This is a genomic window from Tsukamurella pulmonis, from assembly GCF_900103175.1.
In the GTDB taxonomy this organism is placed as follows: Bacteria; Actinomycetota; Actinomycetes; order Mycobacteriales; family Mycobacteriaceae; genus Tsukamurella; species Tsukamurella pulmonis.
This window is the reverse complement of sequence record NZ_FNLF01000002.1, coordinates 2843274-2865882: the sequence shown is the minus strand read 5'-3', so window position 1 is coordinate 2865882 and position 22609 is coordinate 2843274. Positions and strand designations below refer to the sequence as shown.

Genomic DNA, 22609 nt, shown 5'->3' with positions numbered 1-22609 from the left:
CTAGCGGCCGAATGCGCGGTAGCCGGCCATGCGCTCGTGGTGGCCGGACGCCGTGGTGGCCTTGCTGACCAGCTCGCGGTCCCACTCGGAGGTGTCCAGGCCGGCCTTCTCGGCGGCGTCCTTCGCCTGGGCGGGGTTCGCGACGATCTGATCGCCCATCACCCCGTCGCCGCCGACGAGGGTGATGCGCACGCCCTCCTCGCCCATGTTCTGCAGCACGGCGGTCGCACCGTCGTGCTTGGCGGCGAAGCCCTTCAGGCGGGAGACGACGTTGCCGGGTGCCTGATCACTCATGCGGCCAGCTTATCCGGCGCGACGTCCGAGCCGCGCAGCACCCGCGCCGACATCAGTCGGTAGAGGATCGCGGTCTCCGCGATCACCGACATGGCGCCCGCGACGTGCAGGACCACCAGGAGCGCCGGAACGCCGGTGAAGTACTGGACCACGCCGATCAGCGACTGCGCCGCGACGACCGCGAAGACGATCTTCACCCGTCGCCGCACGGCCTCGCTCGACGGTCCACGGACGATCAGCACCGCGGCCCACACGAGGATCGCGACGTACACCGCCACCAGTAGTCCGTGGGTGAGCGAGAGCGCCGGGATCGACACGTCGAGCCGGTCGATGGCCTTGGGGTTGGTCCGGTCGCCCGCGTGCGGGCCGGCGGCGGTGACGACCACGCCCGCCGCGAGGACGAAGGCCATGACGACCGCGGAGAGGGCGACGAGGCGGCGCGCTCCGGCCGGCGCCGCCTCGATCTCGACGCCGTCGTCGGGTTCACCGACCTTCGCGTAGAGCGTCGCGGCGATCCAGACCATGGCGCAGGAGACCAGCATATGTGCGCCGACGACCCACCAGCGCAACCCGGTGAGCACGGTGATGCCGCCGAGGATGCCCTGGGCGAACGTGGAGAAGGGCAGGATCCAGGCGTAGACCAGGATCTCGCGGCGGCGCCGGGCGCGGGTCACGGCCAGCACGATCGCGATCGACGTGGTGACCACGATCCACACCGCGATCTGCCGGTTGCCGAACTCGATGGCCTGGTGCCACCAGGGGACCTCGTCCTGCGGGATCGGCAGGAGGGAATCGTCGAAGCACTTGGGCCAGGTGGGGCACCCCAGCCCGGATCCCGTCACGCGCACCACCGAGCCGGTGACGGCGATCAGCGCCTGGGAGAGCAGCGCGGCGAGCGCGAACCGCCGCTGCGCCTTCACACTGGGCAGTGGCAGGCGGTCGACGAGGCGCAGGAAGAGCTGGTACACGCCGATCATCGTACGTGGGCGCCCCGGAGCTACTACGGCCTGTAGTGGCTAACCGGTGAACCGGAACAGCCGCACGGCCGCGGCTGAGCCGATCACGCCCCACACCGCGAGGACCGCGAGACCGAACCAGTCGACCGCACCGGACGCCGCGGCGCGGGTCAGGGCCTCGGTGAGCGCACCCGACGGGGACAGGCGTGCGATCAGCACGACGGCATCGGGCACGTGCTCGCGCACGACGACGAGCGAGGCGACCGCGGCCATGACGAACCACAGCAGGTTCGCCAGCGCGAGTACGATCTCGGCCTTGAGCGTGCCGCCCAGCAGCAGGCCCAGCGAGGCGAAGGCGAAGACGCCGAGCGCGAGGATCGGCACCCACAGCAGCACCCCGACGGGTTCGGGTCGCCAGCCGAGCGCGAGGCCGATCCCGCCGATGATGAGCGCCTGCAGGATCACCACGATGATCACGGCGAGGGTCTTACCGCCGATGACGCCCCAGCGCGGCAGCGGCGTCGCGCCGAGCCGCTTGAGCGCCCCGTAGCGCCGGTCGAAGCCGACGGCGATGGCCTGGCCGGTGAACGCCGTCGACATGACCGCGACGGCCATGACGGCCGGGACCAGGGCGTCGATGCGCGTGGCGTCGCCGCCGATCGGCAGGATCGCGAAGCCGACGAGAAGCGCGATCGGGATGAACATCGTGAGCAGCAGCTGCTCGCCGTTGCGCAGCAGGAGCGTGAGCTCCATCCGGGTCTGCGCCGCGAGCATCGCCGAGGGGCGCGCCGCCTCCGGGTTCGGCAGGAAGGTGCCGCGGGCGAATCGGGGCTCGGTTCGGGTCACGTCATCCCCTCAGATCGCGGCCGGTCAGGTCCAGGAAGACGTCCTGCAGCGTGCGCGTTCCCACGCGCAGGTCCGTCAGCAGCGCGCCCTGCGCGGCGAAGTGCGCGGCCGCGTCGGCGATCACCGTCGGCGTCACCTCGGCGCCCCGGATCACGTACACCGAACCGTGGACGTCGGTCGTGTCGACCGTCGCGGTGAAGCCGGGCCCGAGCCGCGCGGCCAGCGCCGCGGGGTCCAGGCCCGACGGTGCGCTCACCCGCAGCTCGTGCTCCGCGCCGAGACGGGTGAGCTCCTCCGGCGTCCCGTCGGCCACGGCGCGGCCGCGGTCGATGATGACGACCCGGTCGGCGAGCGCCTCGGCCTCGTCGAGCAGGTGGGTGGTGAGCAGGACGGTGACGCCGTCGCGGCGCAGCGCGGCGACGAGGTCCCACACCAGCAGGCGCGCCTGGGCGTCGAGGCCCGCGGTGGGCTCGTCGAGGAAGACCAGCTCGGGGCGGCCGACGAGGGCGCAGGCGAGCGAGAGGCGCTGTTGCTGGCCGCCGGAGAGCCGGCGGTAGCCGACGTTCACGACGTCGGTCAGGCCCAGGGTGGAGAGGAGCCAGTCGGGGTCGAGCGGATTCGCGGCGTACGCGGCGACCAGGCGCAGCATCTCGCCCGTCTTCGCGCCGGGGTAGGCGCCGCCGCCCTGCAGCATGACGCCGATCCGGGGCTTGAGCCGCGCGGCGTCGGCGACGGGATCGAGCCCCAGGACCTCGATGGTGCCGGAGTCGGGGGAGCCGAAGCCCTCGCACAGCTCGACGGTGGTCGTCTTGCCGGCGCCGTTGGGGCCGAGCAGGGCCAGAACGCTGCCGCGCTCCACGGTGAGATCGAGTCCGTCGACGGCGACGACGTCGCCGAATCGCTTGGTGACGGAGGTCGCGGACAGTGCGGGCACGGGTAGTCAGACTACTCGGCCCGCGCGGCGCCGCCGTTCGCGGTGGCGGGGGAGCTCGAAGGCGAGGTAGACGGCCAGCGCGACGATGACGACCGTCGCCATCCCGGCCTTGGCGATGACGTAGGGCTCGATCTCGCCGCCGTTGGGCATGAGCATCACGGAGATCACGCTGGAGACGATGACCGCGGCCAGCCGGAAGCCCGGCGCCGTGGCCCAGGCGGCCAGCGGGACGATCGCCCAGAGCAGGTACCAGGGCTGCACGACCGGGAAGAGCAGCACCAGCGCCGCCATCGAGATGCCCAGCGAACCGACGGGGTGGATCCGGCCCGACAGCGTCGCGATGAGCATGCGCAGCACGATCACGGCGGCGAGCGCGGCCGCGATGGGCCGGGTGATCGCGAGGATCGCGGTGGTGTGGTCGCCGAGACCCAGCAGCACCCCGACCTGCCCGGTGCCGAGGCCCAGCACCGTCGGGATGGACAGCCACGAGCGGACCTTGTTGGCCGTGCCGAGCGTGCCCGCGTCGAGCCAGCCGTAGCCGAGCCCCGTCGCCTGGCAGACCACGACGACCACGACGACCAGCACGACGCCCAGGAAGCCGGCGGAGATCGCGAGCGCGATCAGGGTGCGACCCACGTTCGGTCTCCACTCGGCCAGCGCGGTGCGCCAGTCGCGCAGCCGCCCGCCGATGTTGGGGAAGCTGCCGCCGAGCCGGCGGGCCAGCGCCATCCCGATGAACCCGAGGGCGAGCACGGAGGTGATCTTGATCAGGCCGGAGAGCGCGATCATCGCCGCCCCGGCGGTGAGGAGGCCCCCGGTCCGGGTGGGGGCGAACCCGGTGAGGAAGGGCAGGCCGGAGTCGATCGCGCGCAGCGCCCACTCGATGCCGACGAGCATCATGCCGAGCATGAGCGCCTCGTTGTGGATGCCGGCGATGAGATGGAAGATGACCAGCGGGTTCGCCGCGCCCAGCCACAGTGCGGCCACCTCGTTGACGCCGCAGCGGCGGGCGATCCGGGGGAGTGCCCACACGATCATCGCCACGCCGGCGAGCGCGAGCACGCGGTGCAGGACCACGCCGGCCACGACGTTCTCGCCGGTCAGCCACGTGATGCCCCGGCCCATGTAGAGGAACAGCGGCCCGTAGGGCGCGGGGGTGTCGCGCCAGATGTTGGGCACTGAGCGGGTGAAGACGTGGTCGATGCCGAGCGCCGCCGCGGGGCCGATCTTGTACGGGTCGAGGCCGCGCGCGGTGATCTCCGACTGCGCCAGGTACGAGTAGACGTCCTTGCTGAACATCGGCGGCGCGAACAGGAACGGCAGCACCCACAGCGCGAGGATCCGGTCGAAGCCGCGGCGCGTGAGCCGCCGGGGCGGCGCGGGCTCGGCGTGCGCGTTCGGGTTGAGGTAGCCGATGGTGTACCTGCGCAGCAGCACCCACGCGATCATCAGCATCGCGGTGCCGACCATCGTGACCGTCAGCGCCGTGGACTGCATGCGGAACATCAGGCCGAGCAGCCGGCGCCCGGCGATGGGGTTCTGCACCACGGGGAACGAGCCGACGCCGAGCGCGCCGAACGCGATGAGCACGGCGCCGACGCCGCCGAAGGTGGCGATCCGGCGGACCGTGCGCTTCTCCTGCGCGTTCAGGTCCGGGTACTGCTGCTCGTCGGTGTGCAGGCGGTTCACCGTGCCGCCGGGGCCGTTCGCCGCGATGCCCGACGGTGCCCCTCCGGGCTTGGTCAGGCCGAGGTAGTCCGCGAACGTGCGCACAGGGGCGGGGAGGGAAGGGGCGGCGCGCACGTCCGCAAGAGTAGACGGTGTGCGTCCGGCGGCGTGCCGGGTAGGGGTTGAGCTTAGCCTGACCTTGCTGGAAGTGTCGGGCGAATTAAGAAACAATCGTGTTGTGAAATACGAGCAGCACGAAACCCAGCGTGACGGGGACACCCGTGACGCCGTGGTCGCGCTGCTCATGAACCGGGGCCAGGCCACCGCGGCCGATATCGGCGAGGCCCTGGGGATCACGACCACCGCCGTGCGCCGCCATCTCGACAATCTGCTCGAGGCGGGCGACGTGACGGTGGCGCCACCGTCGGGCCTGGGCGGCCGCGGGCGGGGACGTCCCGCGAAGGAGTTCCTGCTCACGCCCTCCGGTCGGCGTCGCCTCGGCCAGGGCTACGACGCCCTGGCGGTCGACGCGCTTCGCGCCCTGCGCGAGGTCGGCGGCGAGGAGGCGGTGCGCACCTTCGCGCGCCGCCGGGCCGATAAGGCCATCGGCACCGTCAGCCCCACCGAGTCCGCAGACCCGGTGGACGGTGCCCGTAGGATCGCGGCGGCCCTCTCGGACGCCGGATTCGCCGCCGATGCCCGAGAAGTGGGCAACGGCGTTCAGATCTGCCAGCACCACTGCCCGGTGTCGGAGGTCGCTTCCGAGTTCCCCGAATTGTGCGAGGCCGAAATTTCGGCGATCGAACAGGCGTTGGGAACTCATGTACAGCGTTTGGCCACCATCGCCAATGGTGACCGCGCATGCACCACCCACGTGCCCCTTGAGCGCGTGGTCCGCGAGCAACCCGCTAAGGAGCTTCGATGACAACGGTCGAGAACGGCCCGCTGTCCCAGGAGGAGACCATTGCGTCCCTGGGAACCTACGGCTACGGCTGGCACGATTCCGACGCCGCCGGCGCCTCGGCGCAGCGCGGCCTCTCCGAGGCCGTGGTCGCCGACATCTCCGCGAAGAAGAACGAGTCGGAGTGGATGCTGAACCAGCGCCTCAAGGCGCTGAGCATCTTCGAGAAGAAGCCGATGCCCTCCTGGGGCAGTGACCTCGACGGCATCGACTTCGACAACATCAAGTACTTCGTGCGCTCCTCGGAGAAGCAGGCCGAGTCCTGGGAGGACCTGCCCGAGGACATCAAGAACACCTACGACAAGCTCGGCATCCCCGAGGCGGAGAAGCAGCGCCTCGTCGCCGGCGTCGCCGCGCAGTACGAGTCCGAGGTGGTCTACCACTCCATCCGTGAGGACCTGGAGGAGAAGGGTGTCATCTTCATGGACACCGACACCGGTCTGCGTGAGCACCCGGAGCTCTTCGAGGAGTACTTCGGCTCGGTGATCCCCGCGGGCGACAACAAGTTCTCCGCGCTGAACACCGCCGTGTGGTCGGGCGGCTCGTTCATCTACGTGCCCAAGGGCGTCCACGTGGACATCCCGCTGCAGGCCTACTTCCGGATCAACACCGAGAACATGGGCCAGTTCGAGCGCACGCTGATCATCGTCGACGAGGACGCCTACGTGCACTACGTCGAGGGCTGCACCGCGCCGATCTACAAGAGCGACTCGCTGCACTCCGCGGTCGTCGAGATCATCGTCAAGAAGGGCGGCCGCTGCCGCTACACGACCATCCAGAACTGGTCGAACAACGTCTACAACCTGGTTACCAAGCGGGCCAAGGCCGAGGCCGGCGCCACCATGGAGTGGATCGACGGCAACATCGGTTCCAAGGTCACCATGAAGTACCCCGCCGTGTGGATGATGGGCGAGCACGCCAAGGGCGAGGTGCTCTCCGTGGCGTTCGCCGGCGAGGGCCAGCACCAGGACACCGGCTCCAAGATGGTGCACTTCGCGCCGAACACCTCGAGCAACATCGTCAGCAAGTCGGTCGCCCGCGGCGGCGGCCGGGCGAGCTACCGCGGCCTGATCCAGATCAACAAGGGCGCCCACGGCAGCAAGTCCACCGTCAAGTGCGACGCGCTCCTGGTCGACACGATCTCCCGGTCGGACACGTACCCGTACGTGGACATCCGCGAGGACGACGTGACGATGGGCCACGAGGCCACCGTCTCGAAGGTCTCGGATGATCAGCTGTTCTACCTGATGAGCCGCGGTCTCACCGAGGACGAGGCCATGGCCATGGTGGTGCGCGGCTTCGTCGAGCCCATCGCCAAGGAGCTGCCGATGGAGTACGCGCTCGAGCTGAACCGCCTGATCGAGCTTCAGATGGAAGGGTCCGTGGGCTAGTGAGCAACACTCTCAACGAGGCGGTCGAGGCGCACCCCGTCGCCAACAAGGGCGAGCTGTTCACGTCCTTCGACGCAGCCGCATTCGAGGTCCCCAGCCACCGTGACGAGGCGTGGCGGTTCACCCCGCTGCGTCGCCTCCGGGGCCTGCACGACGGGTCCGCTCAGGCCGACGGGGCCGTGACCGCCACCGTCGACGCCGTGCCCGAGGGCGTGTCCTTCGAGACCGTCGCCAAGGGCGACGAGCGGCTCGGCCAGGGCGGCATCCCGTTCGATCGGGTCGCCGCGCAGGCGTTCACCTCGATGACCGAGGCCGTCGTGCTGACCGTGGCCAAGGAGGCCGAGGTCGCCGAGCCGATCTTCGTCCGCATCGCCGGCCCCGGCGAGGGGAAGACGGCGTTCTCGCACATCCAGGTCCGCCTGGAGCGGCACGCGCGTGCCGTGGTCGTCCTCGATCACACCGGCTCGGGCACCGTCGCCGAGAACGTCGAGGTCATCCTGGGTGACGGGGCGTCGCTGCAGGTCATCGACGCGCAGGACTTCGCCGACGACGCGGTCTGGGTCACCCAGCACCACGTGCGCGTCGGCCGCGATGCGCACGTCAAGCACTTCGCGGTGCAGCTCGGCGGCGAGCTGGTGCGCATGACCCCGCGCGTGCAGTTCGACGCGCCCGGCGGCAACGCCGAGCTCTTCGGCCTGTACTTCGCCGACGCCGGCCAGCACCTCGAGCAGCGCCTGCTGGTCGACCACTCGGTGCCGAACTGCAAGTCGAACGTCGTCTACAAGGGCGCGCTGCAGGGCGATCCGTCGTCCAAGCTGCCCGACGCGCACACCGTGTGGGTCGGCGACGTGCTGATCCGCGCCGAGGCCGAGGGCACCGACACCTTCGAGCTCAACCGCAACCTGGTGCTCACCGACGGTGCCCGCGCCGACTCGGTGCCGAACCTGGAGATCGAGACCGGCGAGATCGAGGGCGCGGGCCACGCCTCCGCCACCGGTCGCTTCGACGACGAGCAGCTGTTCTACCTGCGCTCGCGCGGCATCCCCGAGGACGAGGCCCGCCGCCTGGTCGTGCGCGGCTTCTTCCAGGAGCTCATCGACCGGATCTCCGTCCCCGAGCTGCGCGATCGACTCGCCGCGGCCATCGAACACGAACTCGCCACCGCCGGCGTCTAAGACGAGAAGGAACCGAATTGTCTACCTTGGAAATCCGCGATCTGCACGTCAACGTCGTGCAGGCGGACGAGAACGCCGAGCCGATCCAGATCCTCAAGGGCGTCGACCTGACGATCAAGTCGGGGGAGACCCACGCGATCATGGGGCCCAACGGCTCCGGCAAGTCCACGCTGAGCTACGCCATCGCCGGCCACCCCAAGTACGAGGTGACCCAGGGCTCGATCACCCTCGACGGCGAGGACGTCCTCGCGATGTCCGTCGACGAGCGCGCCCGCGCCGGCCTGTTCCTGGCCATGCAGTACCCCGTCGAGGTGCCCGGCGTCTCGATGTCGAACTTCCTCCGCTCCGCCGCCACCGCGGTGCGCGGCGAGGCCCCCAAGCTGCGGCACTGGGTCAAGGAGGTCAAGGAGGCGATGGGCGAGCTGTCCATCGACGCGCAGTTCGGCGAGCGTTCGGTCAACGAGGGCTTCTCGGGCGGCGAGAAGAAGCGCCACGAGATCCTGCAGCTGGGCCTGCTCAAGCCGAAGTTCGCCATCCTCGACGAGACCGACTCCGGCCTCGACGTCGACGCCCTGCGCGTCGTCTCCGAGGGCGTGAACCGCTACGCCGAGCGCGAGAACGGCGGAGTCCTGCTCATCACGCACTACACCCGCATCCTGCGGTACATCCACCCCCAGTTCGTCCACGTCTTCGTGAACGGCCGGATCGTGGAGTCGGGCGGCTCGGAGCTGGCCGACGAGCTGGAGGAGAACGGCTACGTGCGGTTCACCCAGGCCGTGGGTACATGACCACTTCGACCTTCGACGTGACCGCCGTGCGGCAGGATTTCCCGATCCTGGCCCGCACGGTCCGCGACGACAAGCCCCTGGTCTACCTCGACTCGGGCGCCACCTCGCAGCGCCCGCGCCAGGTGCTCGACGCGGAGTGGGAGTTCCTCACCACGCATAACGCGGCGGTGCACCGCGGCGCGCATCAGCTCGCCGAGGAGGCGACCGACGCGTACGAGGACGCGCGCGCCGCGATCGCCGAGTTCGTGCGGGTCTCGCCCGACGAGCTGGTGTTCACCAAGAACGCGACCGAGTCGCTGAACCTGGTGGCGTACACCCTCGGCGACGATCGCTCGGCCGCAGTGCTGGGCGGGCACCGGCTGCGTGAGGGCGACACCGTCGTCGTCACCGAGCTGGAGCACCACGCGAATCTCGTGCCCTGGCAGGAGCTGTGCCGCCGCACCGGCGCCACACTCAAGTGGTACGGCGTCACGGACGACGGCCGGATCGACCTCGACTCGCTGGAGCTCGACGAGTCGGTGAAGATCGTCGCGTTCACCCACGCGTCCAACGTGACCGGTGCGATCGCGCCGGTGCCGGAGCTGGTGGCGCGGGCCCGCGCGGTCGGCGCCGTCGTGGTGCTCGACGCGTGCCAGTCGGTGCCGCACAGCCCCGTCGACTTCGCGGACCTCGACGTGGACTTCGCCGCCTTCTCGGGCCACAAGATGTACGGCCCGTCCGGCGTCGGCGTGCTCTACGGCAAGCGCGAGCTGCTGGCGCAGCTGCCGCCGTTCATCACCGGCGGCTCGATGATCGAGACCGTCACGATGGAGGGCTCGACGTACGCGGCACCGCCGCAGCGCTTCGAGGCCGGTGTGCCGATGACGTCGCAAGTCGTAGGCCTCGGCGCCGCCGTGAAGTACCTCGGCGCCCTCGGCATGCGCGAGGTCGCCGCGCACGAGCACTCCCTGGTGGTCGCCGCCCTCGACCGGTTGCACGCCATCGAGGGGCTGCGGATCGTCGGCCCCACCGGTGATGACGAGCGCGGCAGCGCCGTCTCCTTCGTGGTGGACGGGATCCACGCCCACGACCTCGGGCAGGTGCTCGACGACGAGGGCGTCGCGATCCGCGTGGGCCACCACTGCGCGTGGCCGCTGCACCGCCGGTTCGGCGTCGCGGCCACCGCCCGCGCCTCGTTCGGCGTGTACAACACGATCGCCGAGGTCGACGTACTCGGCGACGCGATCGTCAAGGCCCAGAAGTTCTTCGGGGTGATCTGATGCGTATGGAGCAGATGTACCAGGACGTGATCCTGGACCACTACAAGCACCCGCACGGCCGTGGGCTGCGCGAGCCCTTCGAGGCCGAGGTGCACCACGTCAACCCCACGTGCGGTGACGAGGTGACCCTGCGGGTGCACCTGTCGGACGACCACGAGACCGTCGTCGACGTCTCCTACGACGGGCAGGGCTGTTCGATCTCGCAGGCCTCGACCTCGGTCCTCACCGATCAGGTGATCGGCGAGCCGGTCGGCGAGGCCCTGAAGATGCTGCAGTCCTACACGGAGATGCTGCAGTCGCGGGGGCAGGTCGAGGGCGACGAGGACCTCATCGGCGACGGCATCGCCTTCGCCGGCGTCTCGAAGTACCCCGCGCGCGTGAAGTGCGCACTGCTCGGCTGGATGGCGTTCAAGGACGCGCTGTCCCAGATCATCGACTCGGAGGAGAAGACGGCATGAGCGAGAACGCTGCTGAGGCCGCCGGCACCGCGGCCGACCAGGCGCAGGCCGGCGACAACCCGCTGAACCTGCCCACCCTGTTCGACGTCGAGGAGGCCATGCGCGACGTGGTCGACCCCGAGCTGGGCATCAACGTGGTGGATCTGGGCCTCGTCTACGACCTGCGGGTCGACGACGACGCCGCGGTCACCATCGACATGACGTTGACCTCGGCGGCCTGCCCGCTGACCGACGTCATCGAGGACCAGACCCGCGCCGCGCTGGTCTCGTCCGGCCTCGCCACCGACGCCAAGATCAACTGGGTGTGGATGCCGCCGTGGGGCCCGGACAAGATCACCGACGACGGTCGTGAGCAACTGCGCGCACTGGGCTTCACCGTCTAGGACCGCGTCGGCGATGCCGCTGCGCAATCGCGTGGACCCGTGGGGCCGGATCGTCGCCGATCCGGCCCGCGGTGCTTTCCTGGGCAACCGTGGCATCCTGCACGACGAGAGCGGCACCGTCGTCCGTGAGCACGCGAACGCCATGTGGATCGCGTGCCGGCTCGACTTCAACGGCCGGTATCGCTCGCCGCGGGAACCCGAGCCGCGCAAGTACACCCAGCTCTTCCTCTTCGACGAGGCCACTGCGTACGCCGCGGGGCACCGCCCGTGCGGCGAGTGCCGCAACGCCGACTACCGGGAGTTCAAGCGGCTCTGGGCCGTCGCGAACCCCGGCGTCGAGAACACGCCGAAGGCGATGGACCGGGCGCTGCGCGCCGAGCGTCGGGCCGGGACCGCCGTCGTCACCGCGCCGCCGCCCGACGGTGCCGTGGTCACCGACGGCACGGATGCCTTCCTCCGCTGGAACGACGCGTGGTTGCGCTGGAGTTTCGAGGGCTACACACCTGGCCTCCCGACGGGCGAACTGCGCCTGCTCACCCCGCCGTCCGTCGTCCGCATGCTGGCAGCAGGCCTACCGGTGGCCGCCCACCCCTCCGCCGAGAACGCCGAACTCGGGCAGCCGACCTAGTTAGTTCTGATCGCGCCTGTTCTTGCGCCGCGCCCGGCCGATCGCCAGCCCCGCGGGGACGAAGACGAGAGCTCCCGCCACGAGGACGGACGCTCCGCCTGGAACGCCCGTCGCAATCGGATACGGCGCAACCACGGCGAGCGCGATGGGCAGTACATGCGTCGCGAGACCGGGAAGCAGGTACCAGGCGTCCTCGATCTTCGGCCAGAAGGCGGCCGACTGCACGCTGTCCTCGACGGAGGTGGCGATCCCGAGGAGGACGGCTCCGATGGGGAGCGAGAGGAACGGGCCGAGCGGAATCCCGTGCCGCCCCATCACGGCGTAGACGATCGTCGCGAGCAGATACGCGGGGAAGAAGAGCACGATGCCGACGAAGGCACCCGGCCAGAACTTCTGCCAGGCAGACTCGGGCGCCCCGTCGGTGTCGTCGTGCATCTCTCGCCAACGTACCCGCCGACCGGCGACGACCTGAGGGGAGGTCGTGAGCGCCACCGGGCCCGTCTCTGGTCATCGGGTCATCGGCCGTTGTACTTTGGCGCGCAATGATCATCCCCGCTGTCATGCAGATCCATACTTACCGGCGACTGGTCGGTCCGCATCTCGGTCTCCACGGACGGTGGCGATTGCGGTGGACCGTCGAATCGGCCGAACACCTGGGGTACGTGGGCGAAGGGTGGACAGCCGCGGTCGACGCCGTGGATCGCAGCGCCACAGGTGTTCCGCTGGTTGCCGATATCGGGGTGGGGCGCATTCTTTGCGCGAAGGCGCCCGAGACCGACGCGGCCGGCCGGGAAGTGCTCACCGGAACAGTGGTGATCGTCGACGGACCAATGGCCGTTCGCGAGGGGCAACGGCGAGACGTGATCGACCCCGCCAGCGAAAATGCCTTCGTCACGGCGACGGTCACTGGTCTCCGGCTCGCCTCGATGCCCTACGACTACGTGGTCGAGTCCGGCGATCCGATCGAGTTCGACGGACGCGTCGGACAGTGGTTCGACCTCGCACCCGTGCGCGGATCGCAGCTCGTCACACGGATCGACGGACCGCCCAGCGAACTGCGGCACGGCGATCTCCAGGGCGACGACGGCGTGATGTGGCAGGAGATGCTCGTGGTCGATCTCGACACGGAGGACTGACGCAGACCCTATTGCTGCCCGACTGCGGGGTCAGTGGATGACCGTCGCCCCGGAGCATTCCAGGTACGGACGGTTCAACGACGTGTCGGAGACGTGCACCGTGAACTCGACGGTGCCGACCCCGGTGGGGACGCCGTTGATCGAGGACGACAGCTGCCCGGCGATGAAGCCCGGTGCCCCCGGTGCGCGCTGCGAGCCGACCTGCCCCGTCGTGGTGTTGCGCCAGTCGACGACCGTGCTCGTGACCGCAGGATCGGCTGTGCTGGGCCAGGTCGAGAAGAAGTCCGCCGCTGCGGGCACCGACTGGGACTGCCCGGCGGTGACGAGGAGGTCGTTGCCGACGTTGCAGCCCGTGGGTTCCGCGGCAGCGCCGGTGACTCCCGCGGCGGAACCGCACAGCGCGAGCGCGCCGGCGAACGAGACGACCTTGGTGTAACGAGACATCGGAGAACCTTTCGATTCGAATGAACACGTCGATCGCGACCGCTTTCTCGAGCCTCACCAATCCTGTCGATTCCCACTCAGTACTTGTTACCGCCACCCTGAAACAGCGCCGCAACGGAACGGGCCGAGACGACCGCTGACCTGCGCGGGTAATGACGGCGCTTGCGGTCGCGATATTCAAAGCATGGCTACGCAAACTGTTACTCGCATCGTCGGATCCGTCGTCGTCGCCGCCACCGCAGGGGTCGCTCTGGGCGCGGGCATGGCCTCCGCGGACACCATCGGACATGAACAACGCCACGACTGCCCTTCGTTCGCCAGCCCGAACTTCGCCGAGAGGTACGGAATCTTCATCCGCGTGACCCAGACGGTCGAGCCGACGGTGGGCGAGGACGTCGGCATCCTGGTCCAGCACGGCAGGACCTACTTCCGGACGTTCCCCGTCGTCGGAACCATGACCTGGAAGAACGAGGTCACCGGCAAGCAGGGTTCGGTGCCGATCAACACCTCCGTCGAGCGTCGCGAGCTGTTCCAGCCCGGTAGCACCGTGATGACCAGCGGTTCCGCTCGGCCGGGGCCCGGCCCCCTGGTCGTCACGGTCAAGGTCAAGCCGGGGAGCGCGCCCGAGGCGGTCTGCACGGGACGGTTCCAGATGCGCTGATCGCCGCCGCACGGCGGAGCGTCTACCGCAGGTCCTTCGCGAACCAGCGCTGCGCGTAGGGGTTGTCGTTGTAGCGCTCGACCTCGGCGTACCCGAGCGCGCGGTACAGGCCGATCGCCTCGGTGAGATCGGCGTTCGTGTCCAGCCGCACGGTCCGCACGCCCGCCGCGCGAGCGCGATCCTCCAGCTCGGCCATGATCCGGCGGCCGAGACCGAGGCCGCGCATCGTGGGCGCCGCCCACACGCGCTTGACCTCGGCGAAGCCGTCGTCCTGGAAGGTGAGCGCCCCGCACCCGACGGTCTCCTCGCGCAGCGTCGCGACCAGGAGCAGCCCCGCCGGCGGCGTGATCGCCGCGTCACGGATCGCGCCGCCCACATCGGGATCGAAGCCGTCCTGCAGGCGCGCGCCGAGCTCGCCGTAGTACGCCCGGGCCGCGAATCGGGCCGCGGGGGAGCCGGCGTCGGCCTCCTCGACCCGCACCAGCGAGGCGACGAGCAGCCGTTCGACCTCCTCCATCGCCGAGACGAGCCGCGCGCGTTGCCCCGTCGAGAGCGGATCGAGCAGCGCCTGCGCGGCGTCGTGGGATCGGGTTTCGAGCTCGTCGTACTCGGCCGCGCCGGCGGGGGTGACGCGGGCGGTCCGGACGCGACCGTCACCGTCGTCCTGCCCGACGGTGACCAGCCCGTCCGACTCGAGCGCGCGGAGCAGGCGACTGAGGTACCCGGAGTCGAGATCGAGGCGCGAGCGCAGGTCACGGAGGTCGACGCCGCCGTCCGCGCGGCCGATCTCCCACAGCAGCCGCGCCTGCCCCAGTGGGCGGTCCCGCGCGAGGTAGCGATCCTGCAGCACGCCGAGCCGCTGCGTGACCGCGCGGTTGAATCGCCGGACGCCGTCCACCTGATCGTTCATTTCTCTGACTTTAGTCAGAGGAGTGATCGAGGGCAATGGGATGCAACCCGCTCCCGTTTGACCGACTCGCCCCGCGGACCTGTGCGACGGCAATAGCCTGGGCCGCATGTTCGTGAATCTGGGTGTACGTGACTTTCTGGACCGGGCCGAGATCGTCTACCCCGACCGCGTCGGGATGGTCGACGAGCCGGACCAACCGGCACCATCGTGGGGCGAGAGGACCTACGCCGAGATGGCGGCCCTCGCGCGCGGGCAGGCCGCCCGGCTCGACGAGCTGGGCGTTCCCGTCGGCGGCCGCGTCGCCATCGTCTCGCAGAACGCCGCCCGCCTGCTGACGTCGTTCTTCGGAGTCTCCGGCTGGGGTCGGATCCTGGTGCCGGTCAACTTCCGGCTCGCGCCGGCCGAGGTCGAGTACATCGTCGAGGACTCCGGCGCCGAGGTGCTGCTGCTCGACCCCGAGGTCGAGCACCTCGCGGAGACCGTGACCGCGAAGCACGTCTTCGTGCTCGGTCGCGACGACGAGAAGATCTTCGGGCGGGCCGGCGCACCGTCCGAGCCGAAGCCCTGGGCGGGCGACGAGAACGCCACCGCCACCATCAATTACACCTCGGGCACCACCGCTCGGCCGAAGGGCGTGCAGCTCACGCACCGCAACCTCTGGCTCAACGCCACGGTCTTCGGCATGCACGTCGCGCTGACCGACAACGACGTCCTGCTGCACACCCTGCCGATGTTCCACGCCAACGGCTGGGGCATGCCGTTCGCCGCCACCGGGGTCGGGATCAAGCATGTCGTCCTCCGTAAGGTCGACGGTGGCGAGATCCTGCGCCGCGTCCGCGACCAGGGGGTGACGGTCATGTGCGCGGCGCCCGCCGTGGTGACCGCGGCGCTCGACGCCGCCGCCGAGTGGGACGGACCGATCCCGGGCAGCGGCACCGTCCGCGTCATCTGCGCGGGCGCACCGCCGCCCACCCGCGTGATCCACCGCGTGCGGTACGAGTTGGGCTGGGAGTTCATCCAGATCTACGGCCTCACCGAGACCTCGCCGCTGATCACCGTCAACCGCGAGCGTGCGGAGTGGGCCGGCGACGACCCGATGGAGGTGGCCCGCCGCCTCGGCCGCGCGGGCGCGCCGGCGCTCGGCGTGACGCTGAAGATCGACGAGGACGGCGAGATCCTCACCCGCACCAACCATGCGCTCACCGCGTACTGGAACAAGCCGGCCGAGACCGCCGCGGCACTCGAGGGCGACTGGTTCCACACCGGCGACCGCGGGACCTTCGAGGGCGGCTACCTGACCATCGCCGACCGGAAGAAGGACGTGATCATCTCGGGTGGTGAGAACGTCACCTCCATCGAGGTCGAAGACGCTCTCGCCCTGCACCCGGCCGTCCGCGAGGTCGCGGTGATCGGCATCCCGGACGAGAAATGGGGCGAGCTCGTCACCGCGATCGTCGTCGCCGACGGGGTGACCGCCGAGGAACTCATCGCGCACACCCGCGAGCACCTGGCCGGGTACAAGTGCCCGAAGCGGATCGACTTCGTCGACTCGCTCCCGCGCACCGCGACGGGCAAGATCCAGAAGTTCGTGCTCCGCGCGCCGTTCTGGGACGCCTTGGAGCGCAAGGTCAACTGACTCAGGCGTGCCAGGCGGGGTCGCCGATGTTGTCGATCATCCGCTGCAGGGTCCGGATCGTGGTGATGAAGTCGTCGTCGGTGACGCCCGCGCGGATCTGCGCGAGGGCGGAGCGGATGTCCGGCCAGGTCTCGTCGCGGCGCCGCCGGCCCGCGGGGCTGACGGTGAGGGCGCCGTCGGTGTCGTCGAGCAGCCCGGTCGCGACGAGGCAGGTGACGTCGGGGCGCAGCGCGTCGTCGGTGTCGACGAAGCCGCGGTGATACTCGACCACCTCGTCCATCCCGACGCCGTCGGGGCGGTCGGCGATGTAGTTCAGCGCCCACCACTGCGGTTGGGTGAGCCCGTGGCGTTCGAGCGTGGCGCGGATGAACCGGACGGCGGATCGTCCGGTCATGCTGGCCCAGTAGCCGATCGGTTGTCCCAGGATGCGGTCGTCCGTGTAGTCCTCCATGCCCCGACGGTATTTCCTAAACGTTGGTTGAGGTCAAGGGCTTCCCGGGGGTTCGCGCACCGTCGGGCGGCGGAGGTGCGAGGATGGACCCCAATATGTAGAACACGTTCTATTGACGGAGGTTGCCGGTGTTCGAGTGGTCCGACGAAGACCTGATGGTGCGCGACGCCCTGCGGGCGTTCATCGACAAGGAGGTGCGCCCGCACGTCGACGAGCTGGAGACCGGCGCGCTGCCGCCCTACGACATCACCCGGAAGATGCTGCAGACCTTCGGCATCGACCAGGTCAACCGCGAGAACCTCGAGGCCGAGCTGGCCGCGGAAGAGGCGGGGGAGAAGCCGAAGGCCGGCGGCTCCAGCACGCTGAGCTCGTCGATGTTCCTCATCCTCAACGTCGAGATGGCCGGCGTCAGCCTCGGCCTGATCGGCTCGATGGGCGTCTCGATGGGCCTGACGGTGTCGACGATCAAGTCCCGCGGCACCCTCGCGCAGAAGAAGCGCTGGCTGCCCGAGCTGGTCACCATGGAGAAGGTCGGCGCGTGGGCGATCACCGAGCCCGACAGCGGCTCCGACGCCCTCGGCGGCATGAAGACGACGGTGCGCCGGGACGGTCAGGGCGGCTACATCCTCAAGGGGCAGAAGACCTTCATCACCAACGGCCCGCACGCCGACACGATCGTCGTCTTCGCCAAACTCGACGAGGGTGACGGCACGCCGATCCGCGACCGCAAGGTGCTCACCTTCGTGCTGGACACGGGCATGGAGGGGCTCACGCAGGGCAAGGCCTTCAAGAAGATGGGCATGATGAGCTCTCCCACCGGTGAGCTGTTCTTCGACGACGTGCACCTCGGCGCGGACCGCCTGCTCGGCGGGACCGAGGAGACGCCCGGTGGCGGCGGGGCCTCGGCGAAGGCCGGCTTCACCGCCGAGCGGATCGGCATCGCGGCGCTCGCGCTGGGCATCATCAACGAGGCGCAGCGGCTGTCCATCGACTACGCCCGCTCGCGCACACTGTGGGGGCAGGAGATCGGGAAGTTCCAGCTCATTCAGCTGAAGCTGGCCGAGATGGAGGTGGCCCGGATCAACGTGCAGAACATGCTGTTCACGGCCATTGAGGCCTCGCGCGCCGGTAAGCCGCCGACGCTGGCACAGGCCTCGGCCATGAAGCTCTACAGCTCGCGAGCCGCCACCGAGGTGGCGATGGAGGCCGTGCAGCTGTTCGGCGGCAACGGATACATGGCCGAGTACCGCGTCGAGCAGCTCGCGCGCGACGCCAAGTCGCTCATGATCTACGCGGGGAGCAACGAGATCCAGGTGACGCACGTGGCGAAGGGGCTGCTGCGCGGCGAGTGAACAACAGGTAGCGCGATGATGACGGGATCTTGACGCGGAAGTGGTTGCCGCGCCGTCGTCGCGGGGTGATACTGGCTGTGGTTCGAACCCCGGCCGGCGCGTCCGGCCGCTGAAAACTTCATTGCCGCACAGACTTCGGCTTCGCCGGCGTCCGTGCGGCTCGTAGGAAAGGTGAGCCATGATGTTCGCACTCGCACGGAACCTGTACGCGCGGTGGACGATGACCCCGCAGGAACGGCACAACCTGCGCCTGACGAGCACGCCGTTGGCCGTCATCTCGGCTTCGCTCGGCGCTCATCCGCGCAGCCTCTGAGCGCGCCGTGAACGAAAACCGGCCGGCCTTCCATCGCGGGAGGCCGGCCGGTTCGCGTCTGAGCGTCGGTGGATCAGGGGATGGTGATGACCTGGCCGACGTTGATCAGATCCGGGTTCGCGATGTTGTTGAGCTGCGCGATCTCGGTGTAGCGGTTGCCGTCGCCCAGGTACTGCTCGGCGATGGCCCACAGGGTGTCGCCCGAGACGACGGTGTGGGTGCGCGGCGCGGGAGCGGCCGGCGCGGCGGGCGCCTCGGCGGCGACGGGCTCGGGCTCCGGAGCGGCCTGACGAGCCGGGGCGGGCTGGTCGGTGGCGGTGTTGGAGGCCCACTTGTCGGCATCGCCGGCGTAGACGACGAGGTTGCGATCGTCCTGCAGGACGATGCGGTCGGCGCCGGAGCCCTCGGTCTGGGTGGACCAGACGCCCTCACCGGCGCCGTTGTAGAGCACGAAGTTGCCGTCGGTCTGGAAGTTGGCGCGCTCGACGCCCTTGCCATCGGTGCCGCTGGCCCACACCACGGTGCCGGCGCCCTCGGTGAGTACGAGGTTGCCATCGCTCTGCAGGGTCAGCGTGTAGCCGCCGTTGAGGGAGTCGAGAGTCTCCCCGAGGCCGAGCTGGTTACCTGCGCGAAGCACGTCGGTCATGTGTATCCCCTTAGTCGATGTACTCGGTGTACATGCGACGCGCGGGTGCGCGTCCGAGTAGACAATAGCCATCCCATCCGACATTTCGGCGAATGGGAATCATGGAGTCGGCAAAATCGTTGGGGAGAGTATGGCAACAGTTGATATGACCGCAGACAAGTTCGATCAGACCGTGACCGGCAACGATATCGTGCTGGTCGACTTCTGGGCCTCGTGGTGCGGGCCGTGCCGGGCCTTCGCCCCGACCTTTGAGAAGGCATCCGAGGATCATCCCGATGTGGTTTTCGCGAAGGTCGACACCGAGGCCGAGCAGAGCCTCGCGGCGGCCGCCAACATCCGCTCCATCCCGACCCTGATGGTCTTCAAGAAGGGCAACCTCGTCTACAACGAGGCCGGTGCGCTCCCGCCCGCCGCGCTCGAGGACCTCATCGGTCAGGCCCGCGCTCTCGACATCGAGCAGGCCGACTTCAGCGCGGCCCGCGAGGAGTCCGCGGAGTAATCGCGCGAGCCAGGCGCCGGCGCAGCCCCCACGGCGCCGCCACGAACGCCGCAGCCATCGCTGCGGCGTTCGTCGTCGCCGAGGACCGTCCGGCCAGGAAACCGCGCACATGCCGCTCGGGCAGGCCGAAGAACACCTCGAAGAAGTCGCGCTGTTCCGGCGCGGACATACCGAGCAGCGCTGTCAACGCCGCCGCCCGCAGCCGGTGCGCCGCTATCGCGTCGGCGTCGACCGGGTTCCGCCCCGCCCGCAGCGCCCCGACCGCCTCGTCGGCGAAGGCCAGCGAACCCGCTACTGAGTAGCCCGTGGCCGGGTGCAGCGTGCTCCCGCGCACGCCGACACCGCACCAGCCGCGGCCCCGCCGCGGACCCGGCGCGAGCAGCGGGAAGTCCACCCGTTCGTGCAGCGCGCCCGCCACGATCCCGCGCGCGGCCAGCCGGGCGCGCAGCCGCACCTCCAACTCGTCGACGGTGAGCGCGGGCGCCCCCGCCAGGCAGGTCTCCTCCAGTAGGAGCGCCTGGTCCGAGACCCGCACCGCGTAGAGGAACGACGCCGCCGCGCCCTCGGGCACGCCCGGCGCGGGCCGCCAGTCCATCCAGAGTTGCTCGTGCGCGTCGGCGGGCACCAGCACCCCGGCCGCGGTCTGCCGCGGCACCCCGGCCCCGCTCGCCGGCGCCGGCCCGCGCGCGTCGATGACGAACGCGGCGCCGTGCCCGTCGCGCCCGGCCCGCTCCGCGCGGACGTCGACACCGTCGAGGTGCATCGCGTCCTGCAGCGCATCGACGTCCAGCACGGCGTACTCGCGCCGCAGCGCGCGTCGGCTCCGGGCGATGACCCGGGGACTTCCGACGGCGGCGACGACCCCCGTCGGCAGCCACGCGGGGAGCTCGTCCGCCCACAGCCCGAAGGTGCGCCGCCATCGCGCGTCCGGCGCCGGGTCGAACGCCCGCACCGTCAACCCCGCGGCCGCCGCCCGGTGCGCGAGGGCGCGACCGGCCGGCCCCAGCCCCAGCACCACCACGTCCGGCGTCACAGCGGCGCCCCGAGCAGGGCCAACTGGGTGCGGTTCGCGCAGTCCAGACGGGTCATCAACGTCGAAACGTAGCCCTTCACCGTTGATTCGGCGAGGAAGAGCCGCGCCGCGATCTCCGCGTTCGTGGCGCCCGTCGCGAGCTCGCGCAGGACGTCGCGTTCCCGCGCACCCAGCGCGTCGACCCGGGCGTCGCGGCGCGGGCGATCCCCGGCCAGCCGCACCAGCCGGGCCAGCGCGTCGGGGGAGAGCAGGGAACCGCCGCCGGCGGCGGTGCGCACCGCCGCCGCCAGCAGCGCGGGCTCGGCGGTCTTGACCACGAAGCCCGCCGCACCGGCGGCCAGCCCGTCGACCAGCACCGCGTCGGTGTCGAGCGAGGTGATGAGCACGACGGCGACGGGCGGATCGAGCTCGCGCAGCGCCCGCGTCGCCACGATCCCGTCGACGCCGGGCATCCGCACGTCGAGCAGCGCGACCTGCGGTGCCTGCGCGATCCCGGCCTCCACCGCGGCGGCGCCGTCCGCGGCCGTCGCCACCACCTCCAGGTCCGGCTCCGCCGACAGGACCGACCGCAGGTACTCCCGCACGATCGGGTCGTCGTCGGCCACCAGCACGCGCACCGTCATCGGGCCGCCGCCGGGAACTCGGCCTGCAGGGTCCAGCCACCGTCGGGCGCCGGCCCGTGCCGCAACGTGCCCCCGACCAGGGAGGTGCGGGCGGCCAGGCCGCGCAGGCCGGTGCCGCTGCCGGTCGCCGCGAGTCGTGCGTCCGCGGCGGACGCCGGGTTGTGCACACGCACACCGCGTGCGCTCACCTCGACGTCGACGGGCGCGCCCGCCGCGTGCTTGCGCGCGTTGGTCAGGCCCTCCTCCAGCACCCGGGCGAGACAGTCGGCCGTCGCGCGGGGGAGCGGCTGCGACACAGTCCCGGACAGGTCGACGTGCTGCCCGGCGTCGCGGGCCCGGCCGACGGCGTCGGTGATCGCGCCGCCGACCTCGGCGGGAGCCACCACGCCGCTCGTCGCCAGCGGGACCGACGGTGCGTCCACCGTCTGCAGCCCGACCACCACGCGCCGCAGGTCGGCGAGCGCGGCCTGCGCGTCCTCCTCGATGCCGGGCTCGTCCGCCGTCCGCGCGGCGAGCACGATCCGGGTCAGGCGGGCGGTGGCGAGGTCGTGCAGCTCGGCCGCGAGCGCGAGCCGCTCGTCGGCGCGGGCCTGGCGCTCTGCGAGGGCGCGCCGCTCCCGCCCGGCGTCGCGCAGCCGTATCCCCAGGCCGACGGTCGAGCCGCCGAGCACCGGGGCGAGCGAGCCGAGCGCGCCCCACACGGAGTGCGACGACGCCGCCACTGCGGCCGCGAAGACCACGAACGGTGCGAAGGCCAGGACGGCCTCGCGGCGGTCCCGGGCGGCCTGCGCCGCCGCGGACGAGACCAGCGAGACCGCCACCGCGACCCAGACGGTCGCGCCGGCCTGAGTGGCCTCGGACCAGGGCCCGAGCACGAGGTAGCAACCGGCAGCCGCAACGACGGGCGCAGCCGGGACGGGACGCAGCAGCCCGACCGCCGCGGACGCGGCGAGCATCACCGCCGCCCCGAGCCCGAGATCCGCGCCGCGCAGCGCGGGGAAGAGCGCCATCACCAGGCCGAGGGTGCCGATCGCCGACACCACCAGCAGCGCCGCCTGGGCGGCGCGGATGCGGGGACCGGGGTCGACGTGCATGCAGTCATCGTAAGGACGGGCCCGACGGGACCGGTACCTCCTTTCGTCGGTCGACGGGCCGCCGAACGGC

Annotated in this window: 27 protein-coding genes; 14 read left to right on the top strand and 13 right to left on the bottom strand. The window is 70.6% G+C overall.

Annotated elements, in window-relative coordinates:
* From BLQ62_RS14065 to mptB, 5 genes are read right to left on the bottom strand one after another with little or no spacing between them, the layout of a single operon-like run.
* Positions 1–294 (bottom strand): hypothetical protein, encoded by a 294-nt coding sequence (locus tag BLQ62_RS14065; protein WP_068568581.1) that lies wholly within the window; start codon positions 292–294, stop codon positions 1–3.
* Positions 291–1271 carry a COX15/CtaA family protein gene (locus tag BLQ62_RS14060; RefSeq protein WP_068568579.1) on the bottom strand — a complete coding sequence of 327 codons (981 nt, stop codon included), beginning with the start codon at positions 1269–1271 and terminating at the stop codon, positions 291–293. The genes BLQ62_RS14065 and BLQ62_RS14060 overlap by 4 nt, the downstream gene beginning before the upstream one ends.
* Before the next feature lie 39 nt (positions 1272–1310).
* A complete protein-coding gene (locus tag BLQ62_RS14055; RefSeq protein WP_068568577.1) occupies positions 1311–2096 on the bottom strand; it encodes an ABC transporter permease in 786 nt (261 codons plus the stop codon).
* Between the two features lies 1 nt (position 2097).
* Positions 2098–3030, bottom strand: coding sequence for an ABC transporter ATP-binding protein (locus BLQ62_RS14050; RefSeq protein WP_068533908.1), 933 nt, complete (start codon positions 3028–3030; stop codon positions 2098–2100).
* 6 nt (positions 3031–3036) lie between these two features.
* The gene (gene mptB / locus BLQ62_RS14045) at positions 3037–4833 is read right to left on the bottom strand and encodes a polyprenol phosphomannose-dependent alpha 1,6 mannosyltransferase MptB (RefSeq protein WP_068568575.1); all 1797 of its coding nucleotides are present in this window, start codon (positions 4831–4833) and stop codon (positions 3037–3039) included.
* A 103-nt stretch (positions 4834–4936) separates the two neighbouring features.
* Here mptB and BLQ62_RS14040 point away from each other — a divergent pair, with 103 nt between their 5' ends.
* Genes BLQ62_RS14040 through BLQ62_RS14005 form a run of 8 tightly spaced genes read left to right on the top strand, consistent with a single transcriptional unit; the run spans position 4937 to position 11741 of the window.
* Complete coding sequence (locus tag BLQ62_RS14040; RefSeq protein ID WP_068533904.1) at positions 4937–5623, top strand: helix-turn-helix transcriptional regulator; 687 nt, start codon at positions 4937–4939, stop codon at positions 5621–5623.
* Complete coding sequence (sufB, locus tag BLQ62_RS14035; RefSeq protein WP_068533902.1) at positions 5620–7050, top strand: Fe-S cluster assembly protein SufB; 1431 nt, start codon at positions 5620–5622, stop codon at positions 7048–7050. The genes BLQ62_RS14040 and sufB overlap by 4 nt, the downstream gene beginning before the upstream one ends.
* Positions 7050–8225 carry a Fe-S cluster assembly protein SufD gene (gene sufD, locus BLQ62_RS14030; RefSeq protein WP_068533900.1) on the top strand — a complete coding sequence of 392 codons (1176 nt, stop codon included), beginning with the start codon at positions 7050–7052 and terminating at the stop codon, positions 8223–8225. Before sufB ends, sufD begins: the two co-directional genes overlap by 1 nt.
* Positions 8226–8242: 17 nt before the next feature.
* Positions 8243–9013 (top strand): Fe-S cluster assembly ATPase SufC, encoded by a 771-nt coding sequence (gene sufC / locus BLQ62_RS14025; RefSeq protein ID WP_068568573.1) that lies wholly within the window; start codon positions 8243–8245, stop codon positions 9011–9013.
* Positions 9010–10272: a cysteine desulfurase gene (locus BLQ62_RS14020; protein WP_068533897.1), complete on the top strand. Its 1263-nt coding sequence runs from the start codon at positions 9010–9012 to the stop codon at positions 10270–10272. Before sufC ends, BLQ62_RS14020 begins: the two co-directional genes overlap by 4 nt.
* On the top strand, positions 10272–10730 hold the full coding sequence (sufU, locus tag BLQ62_RS14015; protein WP_068533895.1) for a Fe-S cluster assembly sulfur transfer protein SufU: 459 nt from the start codon (positions 10272–10274) through the stop codon (positions 10728–10730). Before BLQ62_RS14020 ends, sufU begins: the two co-directional genes overlap by 1 nt.
* A complete protein-coding gene (locus BLQ62_RS14010; RefSeq protein ID WP_068533892.1) occupies positions 10727–11113 on the top strand; it encodes a metal-sulfur cluster assembly factor in 387 nt (128 codons plus the stop codon). Before sufU ends, BLQ62_RS14010 begins: the two co-directional genes overlap by 4 nt.
* A gap of 13 nt (positions 11114–11126) precedes the next feature.
* Entirely contained in the window at positions 11127–11741 is a 615-nt protein-coding gene (locus tag BLQ62_RS14005) for a hypothetical protein (protein ID WP_068568571.1), read from the top strand.
* On the opposite strand, the gene BLQ62_RS14000 is transcribed toward BLQ62_RS14005, so the two are convergent.
* Complete coding sequence (locus BLQ62_RS14000) at positions 11742–12176, bottom strand: hypothetical protein (protein ID WP_068568569.1); 435 nt, start codon at positions 12174–12176, stop codon at positions 11742–11744.
* 107 nt (positions 12177–12283) lie between these two features.
* Here BLQ62_RS14000 and BLQ62_RS23385 point away from each other — a divergent pair, with 107 nt between their 5' ends.
* The gene (locus tag BLQ62_RS23385; protein ID WP_139184209.1) at positions 12284–12877 is read left to right on the top strand and encodes a hypothetical protein; all 594 of its coding nucleotides are present in this window, start codon (positions 12284–12286) and stop codon (positions 12875–12877) included.
* 30 nt (positions 12878–12907) lie between these two features.
* Here the strand turns inward: BLQ62_RS23385 and BLQ62_RS13990 are convergent, their stop codons facing one another.
* Positions 12908–13321, bottom strand: coding sequence for a hypothetical protein (locus BLQ62_RS13990; protein ID WP_068568566.1), 414 nt, complete (start codon positions 13319–13321; stop codon positions 12908–12910).
* A gap of 184 nt (positions 13322–13505) precedes the next feature.
* On the opposite strand from BLQ62_RS13990, the gene BLQ62_RS13985 reads away from it, so the two are divergent.
* Positions 13506–13982, top strand: coding sequence for a hypothetical protein (locus tag BLQ62_RS13985; RefSeq protein ID WP_139184208.1), 477 nt, complete (start codon positions 13506–13508; stop codon positions 13980–13982).
* Positions 13983–14004: 22 nt separating this feature from the next.
* Here the strand turns inward: BLQ62_RS13985 and BLQ62_RS13980 are convergent, their stop codons facing one another.
* Positions 14005–14892, bottom strand: a complete 888-nt coding sequence (locus BLQ62_RS13980) for a bifunctional helix-turn-helix transcriptional regulator/GNAT family N-acetyltransferase (protein ID WP_068568562.1) — start codon at positions 14890–14892, stop codon at positions 14005–14007.
* Between the two features lie 106 nt (positions 14893–14998).
* Between BLQ62_RS13980 and BLQ62_RS13975 the strand changes: the two genes are divergently transcribed.
* Positions 14999–16528 carry an AMP-binding protein gene (locus BLQ62_RS13975; RefSeq protein ID WP_068568560.1) on the top strand — a complete coding sequence of 510 codons (1530 nt, stop codon included), beginning with the start codon at positions 14999–15001 and terminating at the stop codon, positions 16526–16528.
* A 1-nt stretch (position 16529) separates the two neighbouring features.
* Here BLQ62_RS13975 and BLQ62_RS13970 read toward each other — a convergent pair whose 3' ends face one another.
* The gene (locus BLQ62_RS13970) at positions 16530–16979 is read right to left on the bottom strand and encodes a MarR family winged helix-turn-helix transcriptional regulator (RefSeq protein WP_068568558.1); all 450 of its coding nucleotides are present in this window, start codon (positions 16977–16979) and stop codon (positions 16530–16532) included.
* Between the two features lie 128 nt (positions 16980–17107).
* On the opposite strand from BLQ62_RS13970, the gene BLQ62_RS13965 reads away from it, so the two are divergent.
* Both BLQ62_RS13965 and BLQ62_RS24355 read left to right on the top strand, forming a co-directional pair.
* The gene (locus BLQ62_RS13965; protein WP_068568556.1) at positions 17108–18331 is read left to right on the top strand and encodes an acyl-CoA dehydrogenase family protein; all 1224 of its coding nucleotides are present in this window, start codon (positions 17108–17110) and stop codon (positions 18329–18331) included.
* Between the two features lie 178 nt (positions 18332–18509).
* Positions 18510–18644, top strand: coding sequence for a hypothetical protein (locus tag BLQ62_RS24355; RefSeq protein ID WP_269451337.1), 135 nt, complete (start codon positions 18510–18512; stop codon positions 18642–18644).
* 73 nt (positions 18645–18717) lie between these two features.
* Here BLQ62_RS24355 and BLQ62_RS13960 read toward each other — a convergent pair whose 3' ends face one another.
* Complete coding sequence (locus tag BLQ62_RS13960; protein ID WP_068533872.1) at positions 18718–19290, bottom strand: LysM peptidoglycan-binding domain-containing protein; 573 nt, start codon at positions 19288–19290, stop codon at positions 18718–18720.
* A gap of 130 nt (positions 19291–19420) precedes the next feature.
* On the opposite strand from BLQ62_RS13960, the gene trxA reads away from it, so the two are divergent.
* Positions 19421–19789 carry a thioredoxin gene (trxA, locus tag BLQ62_RS13955; RefSeq protein ID WP_068533870.1) on the top strand — a complete coding sequence of 123 codons (369 nt, stop codon included), beginning with the start codon at positions 19421–19423 and terminating at the stop codon, positions 19787–19789.
* On the opposite strand, the gene BLQ62_RS13950 is transcribed toward trxA, so the two are convergent.
* From BLQ62_RS13950 to BLQ62_RS13940, 3 genes are read right to left on the bottom strand one after another with little or no spacing between them, the layout of a single operon-like run.
* On the bottom strand, positions 19758–20822 hold the full coding sequence (locus BLQ62_RS13950) for a lycopene cyclase family protein (RefSeq protein WP_068533868.1): 1065 nt from the start codon (positions 20820–20822) through the stop codon (positions 19758–19760). The genes trxA and BLQ62_RS13950 overlap by 32 nt on opposite strands.
* Complete coding sequence (locus BLQ62_RS13945; RefSeq protein WP_068568553.1) at positions 20819–21445, bottom strand: response regulator transcription factor; 627 nt, start codon at positions 21443–21445, stop codon at positions 20819–20821. Before BLQ62_RS13945 ends, BLQ62_RS13950 begins: the two co-directional genes overlap by 4 nt.
* Positions 21442–22539 carry a sensor histidine kinase gene (locus tag BLQ62_RS13940; RefSeq protein ID WP_068533864.1) on the bottom strand — a complete coding sequence of 366 codons (1098 nt, stop codon included), beginning with the start codon at positions 22537–22539 and terminating at the stop codon, positions 21442–21444. The genes BLQ62_RS13945 and BLQ62_RS13940 overlap by 4 nt, the downstream gene beginning before the upstream one ends.
* Positions 22540–22609 lie beyond the last annotated feature (70 nt).